This window comes from Streptomyces scopuliridis RB72 (assembly GCF_000718095.1).
Classification (GTDB): domain Bacteria; phylum Actinomycetota; class Actinomycetes; order Streptomycetales; family Streptomycetaceae; genus Streptomyces; species Streptomyces scopuliridis.
In genome coordinates this window covers 199,887-217,620 of sequence record NZ_JOEI01000012.1, presented here as the reverse complement: position 1 = coordinate 217,620, position 17,734 = coordinate 199,887, and the positions used below count along the sequence as shown (strand labels likewise).

14 protein-coding genes are annotated in these 17,734 nt (G+C 69.4%); 8 read left to right on the top strand and 6 right to left on the bottom strand.

What is annotated here, in order from left to right:
- Positions 1-378: 378 nt before the first annotated feature.
- Both IF11_RS0117355 and IF11_RS0117350 read right to left on the bottom strand, forming a co-directional pair.
- Positions 379-612, bottom strand: coding sequence for a heavy-metal-associated domain-containing protein (locus tag IF11_RS0117355; protein ID WP_030352512.1), 234 nt, complete (start codon positions 610-612; stop codon positions 379-381).
- A gap of 140 nt (positions 613-752) precedes the next feature.
- Positions 753-1,394, bottom strand: a complete 642-nt coding sequence (locus IF11_RS0117350) for a TetR/AcrR family transcriptional regulator (RefSeq protein ID WP_051746005.1) — start codon at positions 1,392-1,394, stop codon at positions 753-755.
- A gap of 144 nt (positions 1,395-1,538) precedes the next feature.
- Between IF11_RS0117350 and IF11_RS0117345 the strand changes: the two genes are divergently transcribed.
- Positions 1,539-3,803, top strand: coding sequence for an MMPL family transporter (locus IF11_RS0117345; RefSeq protein ID WP_030352510.1), 2,265 nt, complete (start codon positions 1,539-1,541; stop codon positions 3,801-3,803).
- 75 nt (positions 3,804-3,878) lie between these two features.
- Here IF11_RS0117345 and IF11_RS0117340 read toward each other — a convergent pair whose 3' ends face one another.
- From IF11_RS0117340 to IF11_RS0117330, 3 genes are all read right to left on the bottom strand, one after another.
- Positions 3,879-4,076, bottom strand: coding sequence for a helix-turn-helix transcriptional regulator (locus IF11_RS0117340; protein ID WP_030352509.1), 198 nt, complete (start codon positions 4,074-4,076; stop codon positions 3,879-3,881).
- 268 nt (positions 4,077-4,344) lie between these two features.
- Positions 4,345-6,597, bottom strand: a complete 2,253-nt coding sequence (locus IF11_RS0117335) for a glycosyl hydrolase family 95 catalytic domain-containing protein (protein WP_030352508.1) — start codon at positions 6,595-6,597, stop codon at positions 4,345-4,347.
- Positions 6,598-6,903: 306 nt separating this feature from the next.
- A complete protein-coding gene (locus IF11_RS0117330; protein WP_030352507.1) occupies positions 6,904-7,815 on the bottom strand; it encodes a sugar phosphate isomerase/epimerase family protein in 912 nt (303 codons plus the stop codon).
- Positions 7,816-7,970: 155 nt separating this feature from the next.
- On the opposite strand from IF11_RS0117330, the gene iolC reads away from it, so the two are divergent.
- From iolC to IF11_RS0117290, 7 genes are all read left to right on the top strand, one after another.
- Positions 7,971-9,005, top strand: coding sequence for a 5-dehydro-2-deoxygluconokinase (gene iolC, locus IF11_RS0117325; RefSeq protein WP_063759177.1), 1,035 nt, complete (start codon positions 7,971-7,973; stop codon positions 9,003-9,005).
- Positions 9,002-9,883 carry a Cgl0159 family (beta/alpha)8-fold protein gene (locus tag IF11_RS0117315; RefSeq protein ID WP_030352505.1) on the top strand — a complete coding sequence of 294 codons (882 nt, stop codon included), beginning with the start codon at positions 9,002-9,004 and terminating at the stop codon, positions 9,881-9,883. Before iolC ends, IF11_RS0117315 begins: the two co-directional genes overlap by 4 nt.
- Positions 9,884-9,899: 16 nt before the next feature.
- Positions 9,900-10,859, top strand: a complete 960-nt coding sequence (gene iolB / locus IF11_RS0117310; protein WP_051746004.1) for a 5-deoxy-glucuronate isomerase — start codon at positions 9,900-9,902, stop codon at positions 10,857-10,859.
- Positions 10,856-12,730, top strand: coding sequence for a 3D-(3,5/4)-trihydroxycyclohexane-1,2-dione acylhydrolase (decyclizing) (gene iolD, locus IF11_RS0117305; protein WP_030352503.1), 1,875 nt, complete (start codon positions 10,856-10,858; stop codon positions 12,728-12,730). The genes iolB and iolD overlap by 4 nt, the downstream gene beginning before the upstream one ends.
- Positions 12,731-12,744: 14 nt before the next feature.
- Positions 12,745-14,244, top strand: a complete 1,500-nt coding sequence (gene mmsA / locus IF11_RS0117300) for a CoA-acylating methylmalonate-semialdehyde dehydrogenase (protein ID WP_030352502.1) — start codon at positions 12,745-12,747, stop codon at positions 14,242-14,244.
- Positions 14,245-14,651: 407 nt separating this feature from the next.
- Entirely contained in the window at positions 14,652-16,493 is a 1,842-nt protein-coding gene (gene asnB / locus IF11_RS0117295; protein ID WP_030352501.1) for an asparagine synthase (glutamine-hydrolyzing), read from the top strand.
- A 98-nt stretch (positions 16,494-16,591) separates the two neighbouring features.
- Complete coding sequence (locus IF11_RS0117290) at positions 16,592-17,185, top strand: DUF4291 domain-containing protein (protein WP_030352500.1); 594 nt, start codon at positions 16,592-16,594, stop codon at positions 17,183-17,185.
- On the opposite strand, the gene IF11_RS0117285 is transcribed toward IF11_RS0117290, so the two are convergent.
- On the bottom strand, positions 17,182-17,625 hold the full coding sequence (locus IF11_RS0117285) for a GNAT family N-acetyltransferase (protein WP_030352499.1): 444 nt from the start codon (positions 17,623-17,625) through the stop codon (positions 17,182-17,184). The two genes, IF11_RS0117290 and IF11_RS0117285, sit on opposite strands and share 4 nt — an antisense overlap.
- Positions 17,626-17,734: the final 109 nt, after the last annotated feature.

The window sequence follows — 17,734 nt, the reverse complement described above, 5'->3', positions numbered from 1 at the left end:
CGCTTTCCATATCCCCGGAGCGGATTCCCCCCACGGGATCCGGGCCGGGCGTCTGCCGTAACCATCAACGGCTACTAGCGGTCGGACCGGGGTACGTACGGGAGGGCCGCTCAAAGCTCCCCGGTGCACGTGCCCCGGCCAATCGCGTGCATGAGATGTCCCCCAAGACATCCCACACGATCCCGTCGAACGTCCCCCAAGACGTTCTCTGGCATCGTCCTCTTAGACTCGCGAGTCGACCTAATGGTTACCCCTCAATCTATGTGATCTAGATCTCTTTGTGAAGGTCCTGTGGTGCATGTGAAGGACCACAGGCGCATAGAAGGTGCTAACCGCATAAACGGAGGAATGGGCGGGTCCATGCCTCCGATCGTGCGGTCAGGCCTGTGTGGCCAGTTCGTAGCCGGCCTCGTCGACGGCGGCGCGTACGGCTTCCTCGTCCAGCGGGGCCTGGGAAACGACGGTCACCCGGCCCGTGGCGGCCGTGGCCTCCACGGATGTGACGCCCGCGATCCCGGAGATCTCGCCGGCGACGGCCCCCTCGCAGTGGCCGCAGGTCATACCGGTGACCTGGTAAACGGTGGTGACCTGGTTCTTCGTCTCGGCGGTCATGGCGTTTCTCCTCTTCGCGGGCTGGGTGCAGGGGTGGGTGATGCGCCAGGGGTGCGCGTGGGCCGCGTGACTCCCCGGCGTCTACGACTTTACCCCTAGGGGGTATGAAATTGAACTCGGTCCCGGCGGCCGGCGCCGGCTCAGCAATCCCCGACGAGCGGATCCAGATAGCGGAAGAGGACCGCCTTCAGCTCGGTGGTGTACGCGTCCCGTTCGGCGGGCTCCGCGGCCAGGATCAGATCCATGCCGGCCTTGAACACAGCGAAGACCGTGTGTGCGACCCGGGTGATGTCGGGCTCCGGCGTCGCGGGGAGGTAGCCGGCGAGGACTTCCTCGACCCGGGTGAGCATGGAGGAATGCAGGGCGTCGTGCTCCCGGGTGACCTGGCCGGGGATGTCGGGGCCGTGCATGAGGACACCGAAGGCGGGGTTCTCGAAGTTGAACTGGATCAGCGGGTCGAGGACGGCGTCCAGCAACTGGTCCAGCGGCAGTTCGAGATGGGCCGGGGTGAAGGCCTGGCCGTAGGTGGCGCGCCAGCGCGTCAGCAGATGATCGCCCAGCTCGACGGCGATGGCTTCCTTGTTCGGGAAGAACTGGTAGAGCGTGCCCGGGGAAACGCCGGCCTCGCGGGCGATGGAGTTGGTGCTCGCCCCGGAGTAGCCGGTGGTGCAGAAGACGTTGGCCGCCGCTTCGAGGAGCTGGGCGATGCGGCGCTCGCCGCGGGCCTGACGGCGGCGCGGCTTCGCCGTCCCGCTCTCGCTGCCGTTCTTGGCCTCCGGCATGTGAATCCCCGGCTTTCCTGGATCGGTTGACAAACGCGAGTGGCGGCTCGCATTATTGATTTATGCGAGCGATGACTCGTGTTTGTCTATTCTATGGCAATGACTGACCCATGCCACGGGTCACGGTGAAGGGGACACCGCACCATGTCCGAAGTCAATACTGGACCGAGTCTTGGGGGATGGACCCGGTTCGTCACCGCGCGCCCGAGGCTCTCCCTGCTGGTCGCGCTGGTGATCACGGCCCTGGCCGTTTTCGCCGGGAGCGGCGTCGCCGACCGGATGGGGAGCGGCGGCTGGGCCGATCCGGACGCCGAGTCGACGTACGCGACCCAGGCGCTGGAGCGGGAGTTCCCGGCCTCCCAGCCCAATCTGCTGCTGCTCGTCGACAGCGGCAGCCGGAGTGTGGACGACCCCGCGGTGGCCGCGGAGGCCAAGCGCCTCACCGACCGGCTCGCGGCCGAGCCGGGCATCACCGGGGTCGGGTCCTACTGGGGGACCGGATCGGCCGCGCTGCGCGCCGAGGACGGCCGGGAAGCGCTGATCGCGGCGAGGATCGAGGGCGACGAGAAGACGGCTGCTGCGGCCCTGGACCGGATAGCGCCGGAATTCCGTGGTACGCACGGGCCGTTGGAGGTCTCGCTCGGCGGACCCGTCGCCGTACAGCACGAGATGCAGGACATCATCCAGGAGGATCTGCTGCGGGCCGAGCTGATCGCCCTGCCGGTGACGCTGGTGCTGCTGGTGATGGTCTTCGGCAGCGCGGTCGCCGCCCTCCTGCCGCTCGGGCTCGGCATCGTCGCCATCCTGGGGACGAACGCGGTACTGCGCGGGATCACCGAGCTCACCGATGTCTCGGTCTTCGCACAGAACCTCACCACGGCCCTGGGGCTCGGACTGGCCGTCGACTACGCCCTGTTCATCGTGCGCCGGTTCCGCGAGGAGCTGGCCGAGGGCGCCGAGGTACGGGACGCCGTGGGGGTCACGCTGCGTACGGCCGGGCGGACGGTGCTGTTCTCCGCGCTCACCGTTGCGGTGTCGCTGGCCGCCATGCTGGTCTTCCCCCAGTACTTCCTGCGGTCCTTCGCCTATGCCGGGATCGCGGTGGTGCTGCTGGCGGCGGCCGCCGCGCTGATACTGCTGCCGGCCGCGCTGATGCTGCTGGGCCACCGGGTCAACGCGCTGGATCTGCGAGTGCTGCTGCGCCGGGGGCGGCGGAAGTCCGGGGCGCGGGACGGATCCGGAGTCGCGGGCGCGTCCGCCGAGCCGGGGGCCGGCTGGGGGCGTACGGCAGCGCTGGTCATGCGCCGGGCGCCGGTCTTCGCCCTGGCGACGGCGGCCGGGCTGATAGTGCTCGGATTGCCCTTCCTGGGAGCCACGTTCGGCACCGCCGACTACCGTCAGCTGCCGTCGAGCGCCGACTCCCGGGTGGTCCAGGAGGAGATACGGGACGGCTTCCCCGGGAGCCCCAGCGGAAGCCTGGAGGTCTTCGTGGAGGGCGCTGCCACGCCTGCCGAATACGCCGACTACCGCAGCCGGATAGCGGCTCTGCCGGGGGCGCTCGGGGTCGATGGTCCCGTCACCTCGGGCGAACACGGGTACTTCACGGTGCGGGCCGAGGGAGAGGCGGTGGGCCAGGAAGCCCAGCAGCTCGTCCGGGACATCCGCGCGGAACCGGCCGCGTTCGACACGTCGGTGACCGGCACCGCCGCCGTCCTGGTCGATTCCAAGGACGCGATAGCCGACCGGCTGCCCTGGGCGGTGGCCATCATCGTGGTGGTGACCCTGCTGCTGGTCTTCCTGCTCACCGGCAGCGTGCTGATTCCGGTCCAGGCGGTCGTGCTCAACGCGCTGAGTCTCACGGCCATGTTCGGGGCGGTGGTCTGGGTCTTCCAGGACGGCAACCTCTCCGGGCTGCTCGGCTTCACCGCCACCGGCGACATCGAAACGACCCTGCCGGTCCTGATGTTCTGTGTCGCCTTCGGACTCTCCATGGACTACGGCGTGTTCCTGCTCTCCCGGATCAAGGAGGAGTACGACCGGAGCGGTGACCACGAACAGGCGGTGACCTTCGGCCTCCGGCGCACCGGAGGACTGATCACCGCGGCAGCCGTGATCCTCGCGGTGGTCATGGTGGGCATAGGCACCTCCCGGGTGACCAACACCAAGATGCTGGGCCTCGGTATCGCGCTCGCCGTGCTCATGGACGCGATGGTGGTCCGCAGTCTGCTGGTGCCCGCGGTGATGAAGCTGACGGGCAGGGCGACGTGGTGGGCCCCTGGGCCGCTGCGCCGCTTCCATGACCGGTTCGGGCTGAGTGAGGGCGAGTCGAAGCCGGTCGCCGAAGGGGATACGGGAGATCCGGCGCGGCCGGAGCCCGCTGCCCGGGACCGGGATACAGCGGGCGTCTGACCGGGACGGAACGGGGGCCGTGGGGCCGTACTGGATTGGTGCGGTCCCACGGCGGGCCGATAGTGAGCGCCTCGTTCAGCCTCTGTTGCTTCTGTTACCGGGACGCTGTGCCACCCAGGCGCGGACGGTGTCCGCGTACCAGTAGGGCTTTCCGTTCTCCACATGGTCGGGCGGCGGAAGCAGTCCGTGCTTGCGGTACGAGCGGACGGTGTCCGGCTGCACCCTGATGTGCGCCGCGATCTCCTTGTAGGACCAGAGCCTTTTGTCCGTCATCAGTGGCACCTCCCCGCGTCCGCCGCAGGGAGGCCGGTGGGCCGTCGGGGGAGCTGCGGCACGACGCTGGTGATCACCAGCCTGTGCCCTTTGAGCGACACAGAGTGATGAAGAGAGCGGATTTGTCACCGCCCTGTGACGGAAGGACCGTGTAATCGAGATATGTGTGACGGTAGAGGGATCTTTGTGGCACATGCGTCACATATGGCGCGTGCACCTCATGTGGCGTGGATACTCACGTCAGTTGTGTGATGTCAGGCGCCTTACGTCAGTCCGGCTCGGGCAGCCCCCACTGCGGGTATGTGCCGTCCGCCGGTACATCGCGCGGTCGTAGCACCGGGTCCGAGCCCCTTCGGGTCACCACGGCGGTACGGCCCTTGGGCAGATCGACGGTGATGGTCCCGGTGCCCCGGTACGGCAGCTTCCGGCCGCGCTCGTCACGTACGTCGATCACGCCGTCGATGCCGTGCTCCAGCACCAGTGGCGCGCCCGCCTCGCTCCGTACCGTCACCCAGTCGGTGCGGCCGGCCGAACGTGACGCGTCCACGAGGAACGCGCCCTGGGTACGCAGGCGTTGAATCGATGCGTCCGCCCAGCCCGAGGGGATGGCGGGGAACACGCGGACCGTACCGCCATGGCTCTGGACCAGCATGTCCAGGAGTGACTGGGCGGCGGCGAGCGGGCTCTCGATGGCGAAGTTGGAGCCCTCGCGGTACATGGTGTTCGGCGTCAGCTGCGTGCCGTCGACGGTGTTCCCGTCGGTGAAGAACTTCAGATACGACAGCGCCCGGTCCGCGTTGCCGAAGAGGGTCTCCATCGAGGCGGCGGCCGCGAAGCTGTAGCCGTGCCAGCGCTCCCTCATGCCCGCCCAGTGCTCGAAGCTCGTACGGTCCAGCGACTCCTGGAGGGGGTAGAGCCACAGCAGATGCGAGTAGTGCCGGTGTGACTCCGTGAGCGGCACCTCCGCGCCGATCAGCACGCCCTGCTCGCCCCGGTGGTACGGCACCAGCCGGGCCAGGATGTCGCGCAGGCGCGCGGTCGGCGCGTCGTCGATCCGCAGTGCCCGCGCCGCCTCCAGCAGTGTCCGGCAGCCCCAGCGGATCAGCGACAGGTCGTAGGTGCAGTCGGACGCGTTGGCGTACTCCGGTGACCGGGTCTCCGGCAGATGCAACAGGCCGTCGGACCCTTCGGTCAGGAAACGCGCGTAATAGGCGATGGCCCGGCTGAGCACCGGATACAGCACGTCCCGGAGAATCCGCCGGTCCATGGAGTGCCGATAGGACAGCCACACATTGTGCATGGCCCAGGTGAGATTGCCGGTGTGGTCGTTGGGGCTGACCCCGGGCACTCCCACATAGCGCGGGCCCGGACGCAGCTCCCGGTCGCCCGGGTGGCAGAGCGCGTAGCTCTCGCCGTCCCGGTAGGCAGGGTGGATGTTGAGCTCCAGATTGCGGTGGTACGTACGGAAGGTGGGGGTGATCGCGTCCAGTTCCAGCTGGTTGGAGCCGTTGATCAGCGGATACGCGACCTGGGTGTTGAGGTTCCACCAGATATTGGTCCAGTTGTTGCCGGTCTCCGGGAACCACGGCCCGAAGACGGGCAGTACGGGGGAGTCCTTCCCGGTGGACGACGCCATCTTGTAGAGCTGGATCCAGTAGAAGCGCTGGAGATGTTTGTCCGGGACCGAGACCAGACTGCGCCGGTAGAAGTCGCCCCACCACCGGCGGTGTTCGCGTACGAGCGCGTCCGGGGCGGTCGTCAGCGCCCGGTCCACGGCCGACAGCGCACGCTCGCGGCCGGTCGAATCCGGGAAGCCGTAGGCGATGCCGGCCGCGAGCAGCCGCCGGCTGCCCTCGTGGATCTCCCGCCACGCCGTGGTGTACCCGCCGCCCGCGTCCAGCGGCTGTTCCACGAAACCGGGCCCCGCGGCCGGATCGGGGTTGGCGGTGTACTCCGGCGGTACGCGACTGGTCCTGGTGGTCGCGGACGGCAGCGCGGTGAACGCCCAGGCGGCCTTCCGCTCACCCGCCGTGGGCTCCAGGAAGACCAGCAGCACATCGCTCTGACGCAGGATCAGCATCCGCATCCGGACGCCGCCGGCAGTGGTGGTGACCGTGCCGTTCAGCTCGGCGGTCGCCGGATCCAGGGACCAGTCGACATCCGTGACCGTGCCCGTGAACGTCAGGGTGAGATAGCCGACCGGCAGCCGGGAGTAGCCGATGGCCGCCTCCCACTGCCCGCGCTGGTCCTGCACGAGGGAGTGGTTGAGCATGATCCTCAGGGCGTTGCCCTCGCCGGCCTTGCTGTAGAGATGGGCGGCGAGGAAGCCATTGCCGAAGAAGGGCGCGGACTGCCAACCGCCCGGAAGCCTGCGCCACTTCATGGCCGCGTCGAGAAGGATGCGTCCATGTGGGTCCGTGTCACCGCTCCCGCCGCGCACATCGCCGCCATCACCGTCGGAGGTCCGTGCCCAGGCGGTACGGGGGGAGACCGCGAAGGCCGCCGCGCCCGCCGCCGTCATGAACGTACGCCGTGAGACGCGTCCCGCTCGCGTGATACCTCCGAGGAATCCGGGGTGCGATGAAGGTGGAGGAACAGGTGAATGCACGACAGCCCCTGTCTGCGGTTCAGGAATATCCCTTTACTGGGACGATCCTGCCGCAGTCGTGTCCCTGTCAAGAAGGCAATGCGAAGAGAGATCGGATCAATGGGGTCGGTTGGGCTGTTGGATGGAGAAGCAGAAACGCCCGGACAGGACCTCTCGGATCCTGTCCGGGCGTCAGGCCGGCCGCGGAGCGGCGTCCGGGCATCGCGCCGGCGCGGTACGTCAGGCGCCGCAACTCCGCAGGAAACGGCGGGTGCGTGCGGCGATCGGGAACGGCTTGTCCGGCGGACACGGATACATGTCCTGTTCGACGATGGCGAAGAGGTCCACATCCAGCCGCCGCGCCGCGGCGAGCACCGGCTCCAGCGCGGGAACCCCGCCCGGCGGCTCGCACATCACCCCGCGCCCGACCGCCGGCCCGAACGGCACCTCGTCCGCGACGACCTCGGCGAGGATCTCCGGGTCCACCTGCTTGAGATGGAGATAGCCAATTCGCTCCCCATAGGTCTCGATCAGTTTGACGCTGTCGCCGCCGCAGTAGGCGTAGTGCCCGGTGTCCAGACAGAGCGAGACCAGATCGGGATCGGTCGCGTCGAGGAAGCGGCTGACGTTCTCCTCGCTGTCGATATGGGTGTCGGCGTGCGGATGGACGACGATGCGCAGCCCGTACCGGTCCCGCACCTCACGGCCGAGCCGCTCGGTCTGCGTCGTCAGATCGCCCCACTGCTCCGCCGTCAGGGTGCGGTCCTCCAGCACCTCGCCGGTCTTGTCGTCGCGCCAGAACGAAGGGATGACGACCAGATGGTCCGCGCCCATCGCCCGGGTGAGCGCGGCGATGTCCGCGACGTGCGCCCAGGTCTTCTCCCAGACGGCGGGGCCGTGGTGCAGCCCGGTGAAGACGGTTCCGGCGGAGACCTTCAGTCCGCGCCGGGCGGTCTCCTCGCCCAGCCGGACGGGGTCGGAGGGGAGATAGCCGTACGGGCCGAGTTCGATCCACTCGTAGCCCGCCTCGGCGACCTCGTCGAGGAAACGCTGCCAGGGAACCTGCTGGGGATCGTCGGGAAACCACACGCCCCAGGAATCGGGGGCCGACCCGACCCGGATGCGGTTGGACGTGGGTACGGAAGAGGTCATACCGGTCAGCTTTCCGGCCGTGCGGAAAGAGTGTCAACCCCTTCGTCCGAATGTAAGGACAAAACGTTGACAGGGCTCCGGAGCGGGCATTAGACCTGGGAGTGACGTGGACGTGGGAATGACATCGGAGTGACCGTCGAACCGAAGGGACGCGCATGCCTGAGCCGTACGACGTCATCACCATGGGCCGGATCGGGGTGGACCTCTATCCGCTGCGGACCGGGGTCCCGCTGGCCCAGGTCGACACCTTCGGGAAGTTCCTCGGCGGCTCCGCGACGAATGTCGCCGTCGCGGCGGCCCGGCTCGGCCGGCGCGCCGCCGTCATCACCCGTACGGGCCGTGACCCGTTCGGGGACTATCTGCACCAGGCGCTGCGGGAGTTCGAGGTCGATGACCGCTGGGTGACGGCGGTGGACGCGTATCCGACCCCGGTCACCTTCTGCGAGGTGTTTCCCCCGGACGATTTCCCGCTCTACTTCTACCGGCTGCCCAAGGCCCCCGACCTGGAGATCCATCCGGACGAACTGGACCTGGACGCCATCCGTTCGGCCCGAATCTTCTGGATGACCGGCACCGGCCTGTGCGCGGAGCCCAGCCGTACGGCGACCCTCGCCGCGCTGGAAGCGCGCGGAAAATCGGGGATCACCGTCTTCGATCTCGACTGGCGGCCGATGTTCTGGCCGGACGGCGCGGAGCCGGGCGCGGCATACGCGCGGGCGCTGCGCCACGCCACCGTCGCCGTGGGCAATCTCGACGAGTGCGAAGTGGCCGTGGGCGAGCGCGAACCCCACGCGGCCGCGCGGGCGCTGCTCGCCGCCGGGGTGGAGCTGGCCGTTGTCAAACAGGGCCCCAAGGGCGTGCTCGCCCTCCATCGGGACGGCACCCGGGCCGAAGTGCCGCCCGTCCCCGTCGACGTCGTCAACGGACTCGGCGCGGGGGACGCGTTCGGCGGCGCCCTCTGCCATGGGCTGCTGGCCGGCTGGGATCTGGAGCGCATCATGCGGTACGCGAACGCCGCCGGGGCCATTGTCGCGGGCCGTCTCGCCTGCTCCTCCGCCATGCCGTACGACGGAGAGGTCACCCGGACGCTCGCCGACGGACGGGTCGCGGCGGGGGATCCCGCGGCCTCCGCCATGACGGCGTCCGCTTCTGCGCGGTCTTCGGCGCAAACCCCCGAGGCTCTCTCATGAGTGGCGTCGATGTGTCCGAACTGGTCCGGTTGCGTACGTACCACCCCGAAGCCGTCGCCGAGGCCGCCGCCCGCCGTACTCGCCGCCCCCTGCTGCGCGCCGGCGGCCGGCTGATGATCATCGCGGCCGACCATCCGGCCCGCGGCGCCCTGGCCGTCGGGGACCGGCGCCTCGCCATGGCCAACCGCGCCGATCTGCTGGAGCGGCTCTGTCTGGCGCTCTCCCGCCCAGGTGTCGACGGCGTCCTGGCCACCGCGGACATCCTCGACGACCTGCTGCTCCTCGGCGCCCTGGAGGACCGTGTCGTCGTCGGCTCCATGAACCGCGGCGGCCTCGCCGGCGCCGCGTTCGAACTCGACGACCGTTTCACCGGACACCGCCCCGAGGACCTCGCCAGGCTCCGCTTCGACGCGGGCAAACTGCTCCTCCGTATCGACTACGAGGACCCACGCTCCCTCGACACGCTCCACTCCACCGCCCGCGCCATCGACGCCATGGCCGAACGCAGGCTGCCGGTCTTCGTCGAGCCGTTCATCTGCTACCGCGCGGACGGCCGGCTCCACACCGATCTGGGCGCGGAGGCGGTGACGCGCTCGATCGCCATCGCTTCCGGACTGGGCGGTACCTCCGCGTACACCTGGCTGAAGGTTCCCGTTACCCAGGACCCCGACGATATGGCCCGGGTCATGGAGACCTCGACACTCCCGGCCGTCCTGCTGGGCGGCGAGATCGGGGGCGATCAGGAGGGCGCGTACGAGAAATGGCGCAAGGCGCTGCAACTGCCCACCGTCCGGGGGCTGGTCGTCGGCCGTTCGCTGCTCTATCCGGTCGACGGGGATGTGGCCCGTGCCGTCGATACGGCCGTGGGTCTGCTCTAGGGGGTACGGAGACTTCATGACGACCAACCACGAACCGTACGGCTGGTACGTACCCGCGGGCAGCGCCGCGTCGGGACCGTACGCCCTCGACATCGATCCGCGGCGGGCCGGCTGGTCACACAGCAGTCTGCGCGTCCTGGAGCTCCCGCCCGGCGGTACGCACGCGCTGGCCGCCGGGGACAGCGAGTGGATCGTTCTTCCGCTCACCGGCGGTTGTACGGTGAACACGCAGGGCAAACTCTTTGAACTGCGGGGCAGGGCAAGCGTGTTCAGCGGAGTCACGGACTTCGCGTACGTGCCGCGTGATGCCCACGCACAGATCGCCTCCGGTGCGGGAGGCCGCTTCGCCCTGGCAGGAGCGAAGTGCGAGCGACGACTCCCCGCTCGCTACGGCCCCGCGCCGGAGGTTCCCGTCGAGCTGCGCGGCGCGGGCAGCTGCTCGCGCCAGGTCAACAACTTCGGCGCGGCGGGAGTCTTCGCGTGCGACCGGCTCATCGCGGTCGAGGTGCTCACCCCGGGCGGCAACTGGTCGTCGTACCCGCCGCACAAACACGACGAGCACCGGCCGGGCGTCGAGTCCGAGCTGGAGGAGATCTACTACTTCGAGATCGACGGCGACGGCCTCGGCTATCACCGGGTCTCGCCGTCCCGGCCCGGCGGTACGGATGTGCTCGCCGAGGTCCGTACGGGCGACACCGTCCTGATCCCGGACGGCTGGCACGGCCCGTCCATCGCCTCGCCGGGCCGCGACATGTACTACCTCAATGTGATGGCGGGGCCGGGGGAGTCGCGGGAATGGCTGATCAGCGACCACCCCGACCACGGCTGGATCAGGGAGACCTGGCCGGGGCTGACCGTCGACCCCCGGCTGCCGCTGTACGAGGCGGCATCGGCCGAGCCTGAACCTGAGCCTGAACGCGGAGCCGCGAAGCCCGGGGCCGCGGCCCGGCCCGCAGCCGAGGAGGATTCCCGATGAGTACGCGTCGTCTTACCGTTGCCCAGGCGCTGATCAGTTTCCTGTCCCGGCAGTACACCGAGCGGGACGGCCACAAGCAACGTTTGATCAACGCCACTTGGGGCATCTTCGGCCATGGCAACGTGGCGGGTATCGGCCAAGCCCTTGTCGAGTCCGCCTCGGAGATGAGGTACTTGCAGGGACGCAATGAGCAGGCCATGGTCCACGCCGCCGTCGGCTATGCCCGCCAGAGCAACCGCCTGTCCGCCCATGCCGTGACCACCTCCATCGGTCCCGGCGCCACCAACCTCGTCACCGGTGCGGCTCTCGCCACCATCAACCGCCTCCCCGTGTTGTTGCTCCCCGGTGACACCTTCGCCACCCGACCCGCCGACCCCGTCCTGCAACAGCTCGAACTGCCCAGCGCGGGCGACATCACCGTCAATGACGCCCTGCGGCCCGTCTCCACGTACTTCGACCGTGTCACCCGCCCCGAGGCGCTGATCCCGGCCGCGCTCGCCGCGATGCGCGTGCTCAGCGACCCCGCCGAGACCGGGGCCGTCACCCTCGCCCTGCCCCAGGACGTGCAGGCGGAGGCGTACGACTGGCCGGAGGAGTTCTTCTCCGAACGCGTCTGGCGAGTCCGCCGTCAGGCGCCCGATCCCGACGAACTCGCCGAGGCGGTACGGCTCGTGCGGGAAGCCCGCCGCCCCCTGCTCGTCGCGGGCGGCGGAGTGCACCACAGCGCGGCGGAGGACGTGCTCGCCGCGTTCGCCGAGGAGACCGGTATTCCGGTCGCCGCCACCCAGGCCGGCAAGGGCTCGCTGCCGTACGACCACCCCTGCGAGGTCGGCGGCATCGGCCACACCGGCACGGCCACCGCCAATGAACTGGCCAGGACCGCCGATCTGGTGATCGGCGTCGGCACCCGCTGGTCGGACTTCTCCACCGCGTCCGGCACGCTCTTCTCGAACCCCGCCGTCCACTTCCTCAATATCAATATCACCGGCTTCGACGCCCACAAGCTCGTGGCCGACCCGCTGGTGGCGGACGCCCGTACGGCGCTGCAACTGCTCGCCGCGGGGCTCGTCGGCCACCGGGTCGCGCCCGCCTACGCGGCCGAGTACACCGAGGACAAGGAGCGCTGGGAGTACCGCGTCGCCGCCGCGTTCGCCGCCGACGAGGATCTCGTACGCCCCACCCAGGCCCAGGTCCTCGGCGCGCTCGACGCCCTGGTCACCGACGAGGACATCGTCATCAACGCGGCCGGATCGCTCCCCGGCGATCTCCACAAGCTGTGGCGGGCCCGCTCCCGCGACCAGTACCACGTCGAGTACGGCTACTCCTGCATGGGCTACGAGATCCCGGCGGCCATCGGTGTGCAGCTCGCGGCGCCGGGCCGGCCGGTCTGGGCGCTCGTCGGCGACGGCACATATCTGATGAACCCCACGGAAATCGTCACGGCCGTCCAGGAGCGGCTGCCCTTCAAGGTGGTGATCCTCCAGAACCACGGCTATGCCTCCATCGGCGGCCTGTCCGAGACGGTCGGCGCGGAACGGTTCGGCACGGCCTACCGCTTCCGGGCCGACGACGGGACTTACACCGGTGCCCCGCTGCCCGTCGACCTCGCCGCCAACGCGGCGTCCCTCGGCATGCGGGTGATCCGCGCCAAGACGGTTCGTGACCTGCGTGAAGCCCTGGCGGAGGCGCGCGCCGCCGACGTTCCCACATGTGTCTATGTGGAGACCGAAACGGCAGACACTGTGTCGGGCGTCCCTCCGGCCCAGGCGTGGTGGGATGTCCCCGTGGCCGAGACCGCGACGCGCCCGTCCGCGGTCAAGGCCCGTGAGCAGTACGACCGGCACGTAGCCGCCCGCCGCCGCCAGCTGTGAAGGAGCAAAACGGAATGAAGACCGTCAACCACTGGATCGGTGGCAAGACCGTCGAGGGCGCGTCGGGGAACTGGGGCCCGGTGACCGACCCGGCGACCGGCGCCGTCACCACACAGGTCGCGCTCGCCTCCGCCGAGGAGGTGGACAGCGCGGTCGCCGCCGCGAAGGCCGCGTACGCCACGTGGGGAACCTCGTCCCTCGCCCAGCGCACGGGCATCCTCTTCCGCTACCGCGCGCTGCTCGACGCCCGCCGCGACGAAATCGCCGCGCTGATCACCGCCGAGCACGGCAAGGTGCACTCGGACGCGCTCGGCGAGGTCGCCCGGGGCCTGGAGATCGTCGAGCTGGCCTGCGGGATCACCACCCAGCTCAAGGGCGAGCTGTCCACACAGGTATCCAGCCGGGTGGATGTCTCCTCGATCCGCCAACCGCTGGGTGTGGTCGCGGGCATCACGCCGTTCAACTTCCCGGCGATGGTGCCGATGTGGATGTTCCCGCTGGCGGTGGCCTGCGGTAACACCTTCGTACTCAAGCCCAGCGAGAAGGACCCCTCGGCGGCGAACCTGCTGGCGGAGCTGGCCGCCGAGGCCGGGCTGCCCGACGGTGTGCTGAATGTCGTGCACGGCGACAAGGTCGCGGTGGACGCCCTGCTCGCGCACCCGGACGTGGCGGCGGTCTCGTTCGTCGGCTCCACCCCGATCGCCCGCTACATCCACACCACGGCCTCCGCCAACGGCAAGCGCGTCCAGGCGCTCGGCGGCGCCAAGAACCACATGCTGGTCCTGCCGGACGCGGACCTCGACGCCGCAGCGGACGCGGCGGTCTCGGCCGCCTACGGGTCCGCCGGTGAGCGCTGCATGGCGATCTCGGCGGTCGTGGCGGTGGGCGCGATCGGGGACGAACTGGTCGCCAAGATCCGTGAGCGCGCCGAGAAGATCAAGATCGGCCCCGGCAACGACCCGGCTTCCGAGATGGGTCCGCTCATCACCAAGGCCCACCGCGACAAGGTCGCCGGCTATGTCACGGGCGCGGCGGCCCAGGGCGCCGAAGTCGTCCTGGACGGTACGGGGCACACGGTCGAGGGCTTCGAGGAAGGCCACTGGATCGGGCTCTCGCTGCTCGACAAGGTCTCCACGGACTCCGACGCGTACCGCGACGAGATCTTCGGCCCGGTGCTGGTCGTGCTGCGTACGGAGACGTACGAGGAGGGCGTCGAGCTGATCAACGCCTCCCCCTTCGGCAACGGCACGGCCATCTTCACCCGCGACGGCGGCGCCGCCCGCCGCTTCCAGCTGGAGATCGAGGCCGGCATGGTCGGCGTGAACGTACCGATTCCGGTGCCCGTCGGCTATCACTCCTTCGGCGGCTGGAAGGACTCGCTCTTCGGCGACCATCACATCTACGGCAACGACGGCGTGCACTTTTACACGCGCGGCAAGGTGGTCACCACCCGCTGGCCGGACCCGTCCGAGGCTCCGGCGGGCGTGGACCTCGGCTTCCCGCGCAACCACTGACACGCCGCTCCCGGCCCTGACCGCAGCCTGTGGCCCGTACGACGTCACGCGTCGTACGGGCCACAGGTGTGTGCGGCGCACGGCCGCCGGCCGGTTGATGAAGTCTTTGCCCGTGGCTTGATCGGGCCGTCCTCCCCGGCGCGCGGCGCCGCAACGGCCGTGGCGCGCCCCGGATCCCGGTCCAGGCCAGTTCATCGCCTTTCGCGGCGTACGGCTGAAAGCGCCCGGTTCGCGTAACCGGGCGCCGGGCGACCGCGTTGACCGGGCGCAGTCGTATGACTCACGCTCGTTACATAGGTGCTGGATACAACTGATCTGGCCCGGTGCCCCGTCCTGCCGTGAACCCCAGGCTTGTCCACGGTCTCCGACCTGCGCTCCGGCCTGGGATCGGAAGCAGGAGGACACACATGTGTGGCATCACCGGCTGGGTCTCCTTCGACCGTGATCTGCGTTCCGCGTCCGAAACATTGGATGCGATGACGGAAACCATGTCCTGCCGGGGCCCCGACGACCGCGGCACCTGGATCAGCGGCCCCGCGGCCCTCGGCCACCGCCGGCTGGCGATCATCGACCTGCCGGGCGGACGTCAGCCCATGACGCTCGATACCCCGCAGGGCACGCTGGCGCTCGTCTACTCGGGCGAGACCTACAACTTCACCGAACTGCGGCGCGAACTGACGGGCCGGGGCCACCGGTTCATCACCGACTCCGACACCGAGGTCGTCCTGCACGGTTATCACGAGTGGGGCGAGGCCGTGGCGGAACGCCTCAACGGCATGTACGCGTTCGCGATCTGGGACGGCCGCACCGACACGCTCGTGATGATCCGCGACCGGATGGGCATCAAGCCCTTCTACTACTATCCGACCCCCGACGGTGTGCTGTTCGGCTCCGAGCCCAAGGCGATCCTCGCCAACCCGCTCGCCCGCGCCCGCGTCCGGCTGGACGGACTGCGTGAACTCTTCGCCTTCGTGAAAACGCCCGGCCACGCCGTGTGGGACGGAATGCGCGAGGTCGAGCCCGGCACCGTACTGACCCTGAACAGGGACGGACTGCGCCGGCAGGTCTACTGGTCGCTGGAGACCCGCCCGCACACCGACGACCGCGACACCTCGGTGGCGCGGGTACGCACCCTCCTCGACGACATCGTGCGGCGCCAGCTGGTCGCGGACGTACCGCGCTGCACGCTCCTCTCCGGCGGCCTCGACTCCTCCGCCATGACGGCGCTGGCCGCGCGTCAACTGGCCGAAACCGGCGAGCGGGTCCGCAGCTTCTCCGTCGACTTCCTCGGCCATACCGAGAACTTCGTCGCCGACGAACTGCGCGCGACCCCGGACACCCCGTTCGTCCACGACGTCGCGCGCGCATCGGGCACGGAGCACCAGGACATCGTGCTCGACTCCCACGCCCTGGCCGACCCCGACGTACGCGCCCGGATGATCCGGGCCCGCGACCTCCCCATGGGCTTCGGCGACCTGGACTCCTCCCTCTACCTCCTCTTCCGGGCCATCCGGAAGCACTCGACCGTCGCGCTCTCCGGCGAATCGGCCGACGAGGTCTTCGGCGGCTACCTCCAGTTCTTCGACGAGGAGGCCAGGCAGGCCGAGATGTTCCCGTGGCTGGTGCGCATCGCCGACCACTTCGGCGACGACTCCGACGTACTGCGCACCGACGTGAGCACGGCCGTGAACCTGCCGGACTTCCTCCGCGAGAGCTACGCGACGGCCGTCGCCGACATCGAACGCCTCAGTGGTGAGAGCGACTTCGAGTACCGGATGCGCAAGATCTGCTATCTCCACCTGACCCGTTTCGTTCGGATCCTGCTGGACCGCAAGGACCGCGCGAGCATGGCGGTCGGCCTGGAGGTCAGGGTGCCGTTCTGCGACCACCGGCTCGTCGAGTACGTCTACAACACCCCGTGGTCCCTGAAGTCCTTCGATGGCAGGGAGAAGAGCCTGCTGCGGGAGGCGACGGCCGACCTGCTGCCGAAATCGGTGTACGACCGGGTGAAGAGCCCCTACCCGTCCACCCAGGACCCCAAGTACGCCATCGCCCTCCAGGAACACGCCAAGGACCTGCTCGCCAACCCGTCCCACCGGGTCTTCGAACTGGTCGACGCCGACCGGGTCCGACACGTGACGGAGCGCGACACCCCACAGATCACCCAGGCATCGAGGCGCGGCCTGGAACGCACGCTGGACCTGGCGATCTGGCTGGACCTCTACAACCCGGAGATCACTCTGACCTGAGGACGCGGATCGGGGCCCGGGGCCCGGGGGTGTGCTCGGCGTCCGTGATCCGCCGTAAACCGGTGGCCGCCCCGGGCACCTCGCAGCACGCTGGTCCCATGTCAGAACCGAAGTACCGGATACGCGCGCTGCACACGGCATCCACGATCACCGTCTATCAGGCCTACCCGCCCGCCCTCGGCCTTCCCGCCGCCCGGGACGGCCGGTTCCCGGCGGCGTGGAAGCGCGACCGGATGACCTGGATCAAGCCGTCTTTCCTGTGGATGATGTACCGCTGCGGCTGGGGCACCAAAGAGGATCAGACGACCGTACTGGCCGTGGAGATCTCCAGGGACGGGTTCGAGTGGGCGCTGGCTCATGCCTGTCTGTCGCACTACGACCGCGCCCTCTACCCGGATCCGGCGCTCTGGAAGCGCGAGTTGAAGCGCTCTCCCGCCCGTGTGCAGTGGGATCCGGAGCGGGATCTGCACCTCGGGGCGCTGCCGCACCGCTCGCTTCAGCTCGGGCTGTCGGGGGAGGCGGCGCGGCGGTACGCGGACGAGTGGACCGTGTCCATCCGGGATGTGACGCCGCTCGCGCACCGAATTCACGGGCTGGTACGCGAGGGCGAACTGACGGCCGCCGGAGAGCTGTTGCCCGAGGAGACGGGCTACCCGGCGGGAGACGAACTCCTCGGACGGCTCCAGGCTTAGGCGCCGTCCCGGGGCGCGTCCGCGTCAACCGGCGTGAAGTGCCAGGTCAGCATGGCGAATTCGCCGTCGTCCTCGGCTCCCGTCGCGCGGTAGAGCGCCAACGCCGGGGCGTTGTCGGTGTCCACGCCCACCCACATGTCGTAGCAGCCGCGTGCGCGGGCCTCGGTGGCCAGGGCGTTGGTCAGGGCTCGGGCTATGCCGCGGCGGCGGTAGGGGGCCGCCACCGACAGTTCGTACAGGCACATCTCCGATCCCTTGTCCGGGTGGAGCATCTCGATGCCCGAGATCATTCCGGCCGGGGTGCCGTCGGCGTAGGCGATCAGCATCAGGTGGCCCGGGGCGGCGAGGAAGCGTTCTGCCCAGGCGGGGCGGGCCGGGGCGTCGTACAGCTGCTGCGCGGCGATCAGTTCGGTGACCGTCGTCGCCCGACGGATCTCCATCTCTGTTCCCGTCTCCTCGGCAAGGCCCGCATACCGCGTCTGGTGTACGCCGAGGCTACCCGTACTACCCGGGGATGCCTTCGAGTTCCGACCGGTGTCAGTACGGCCG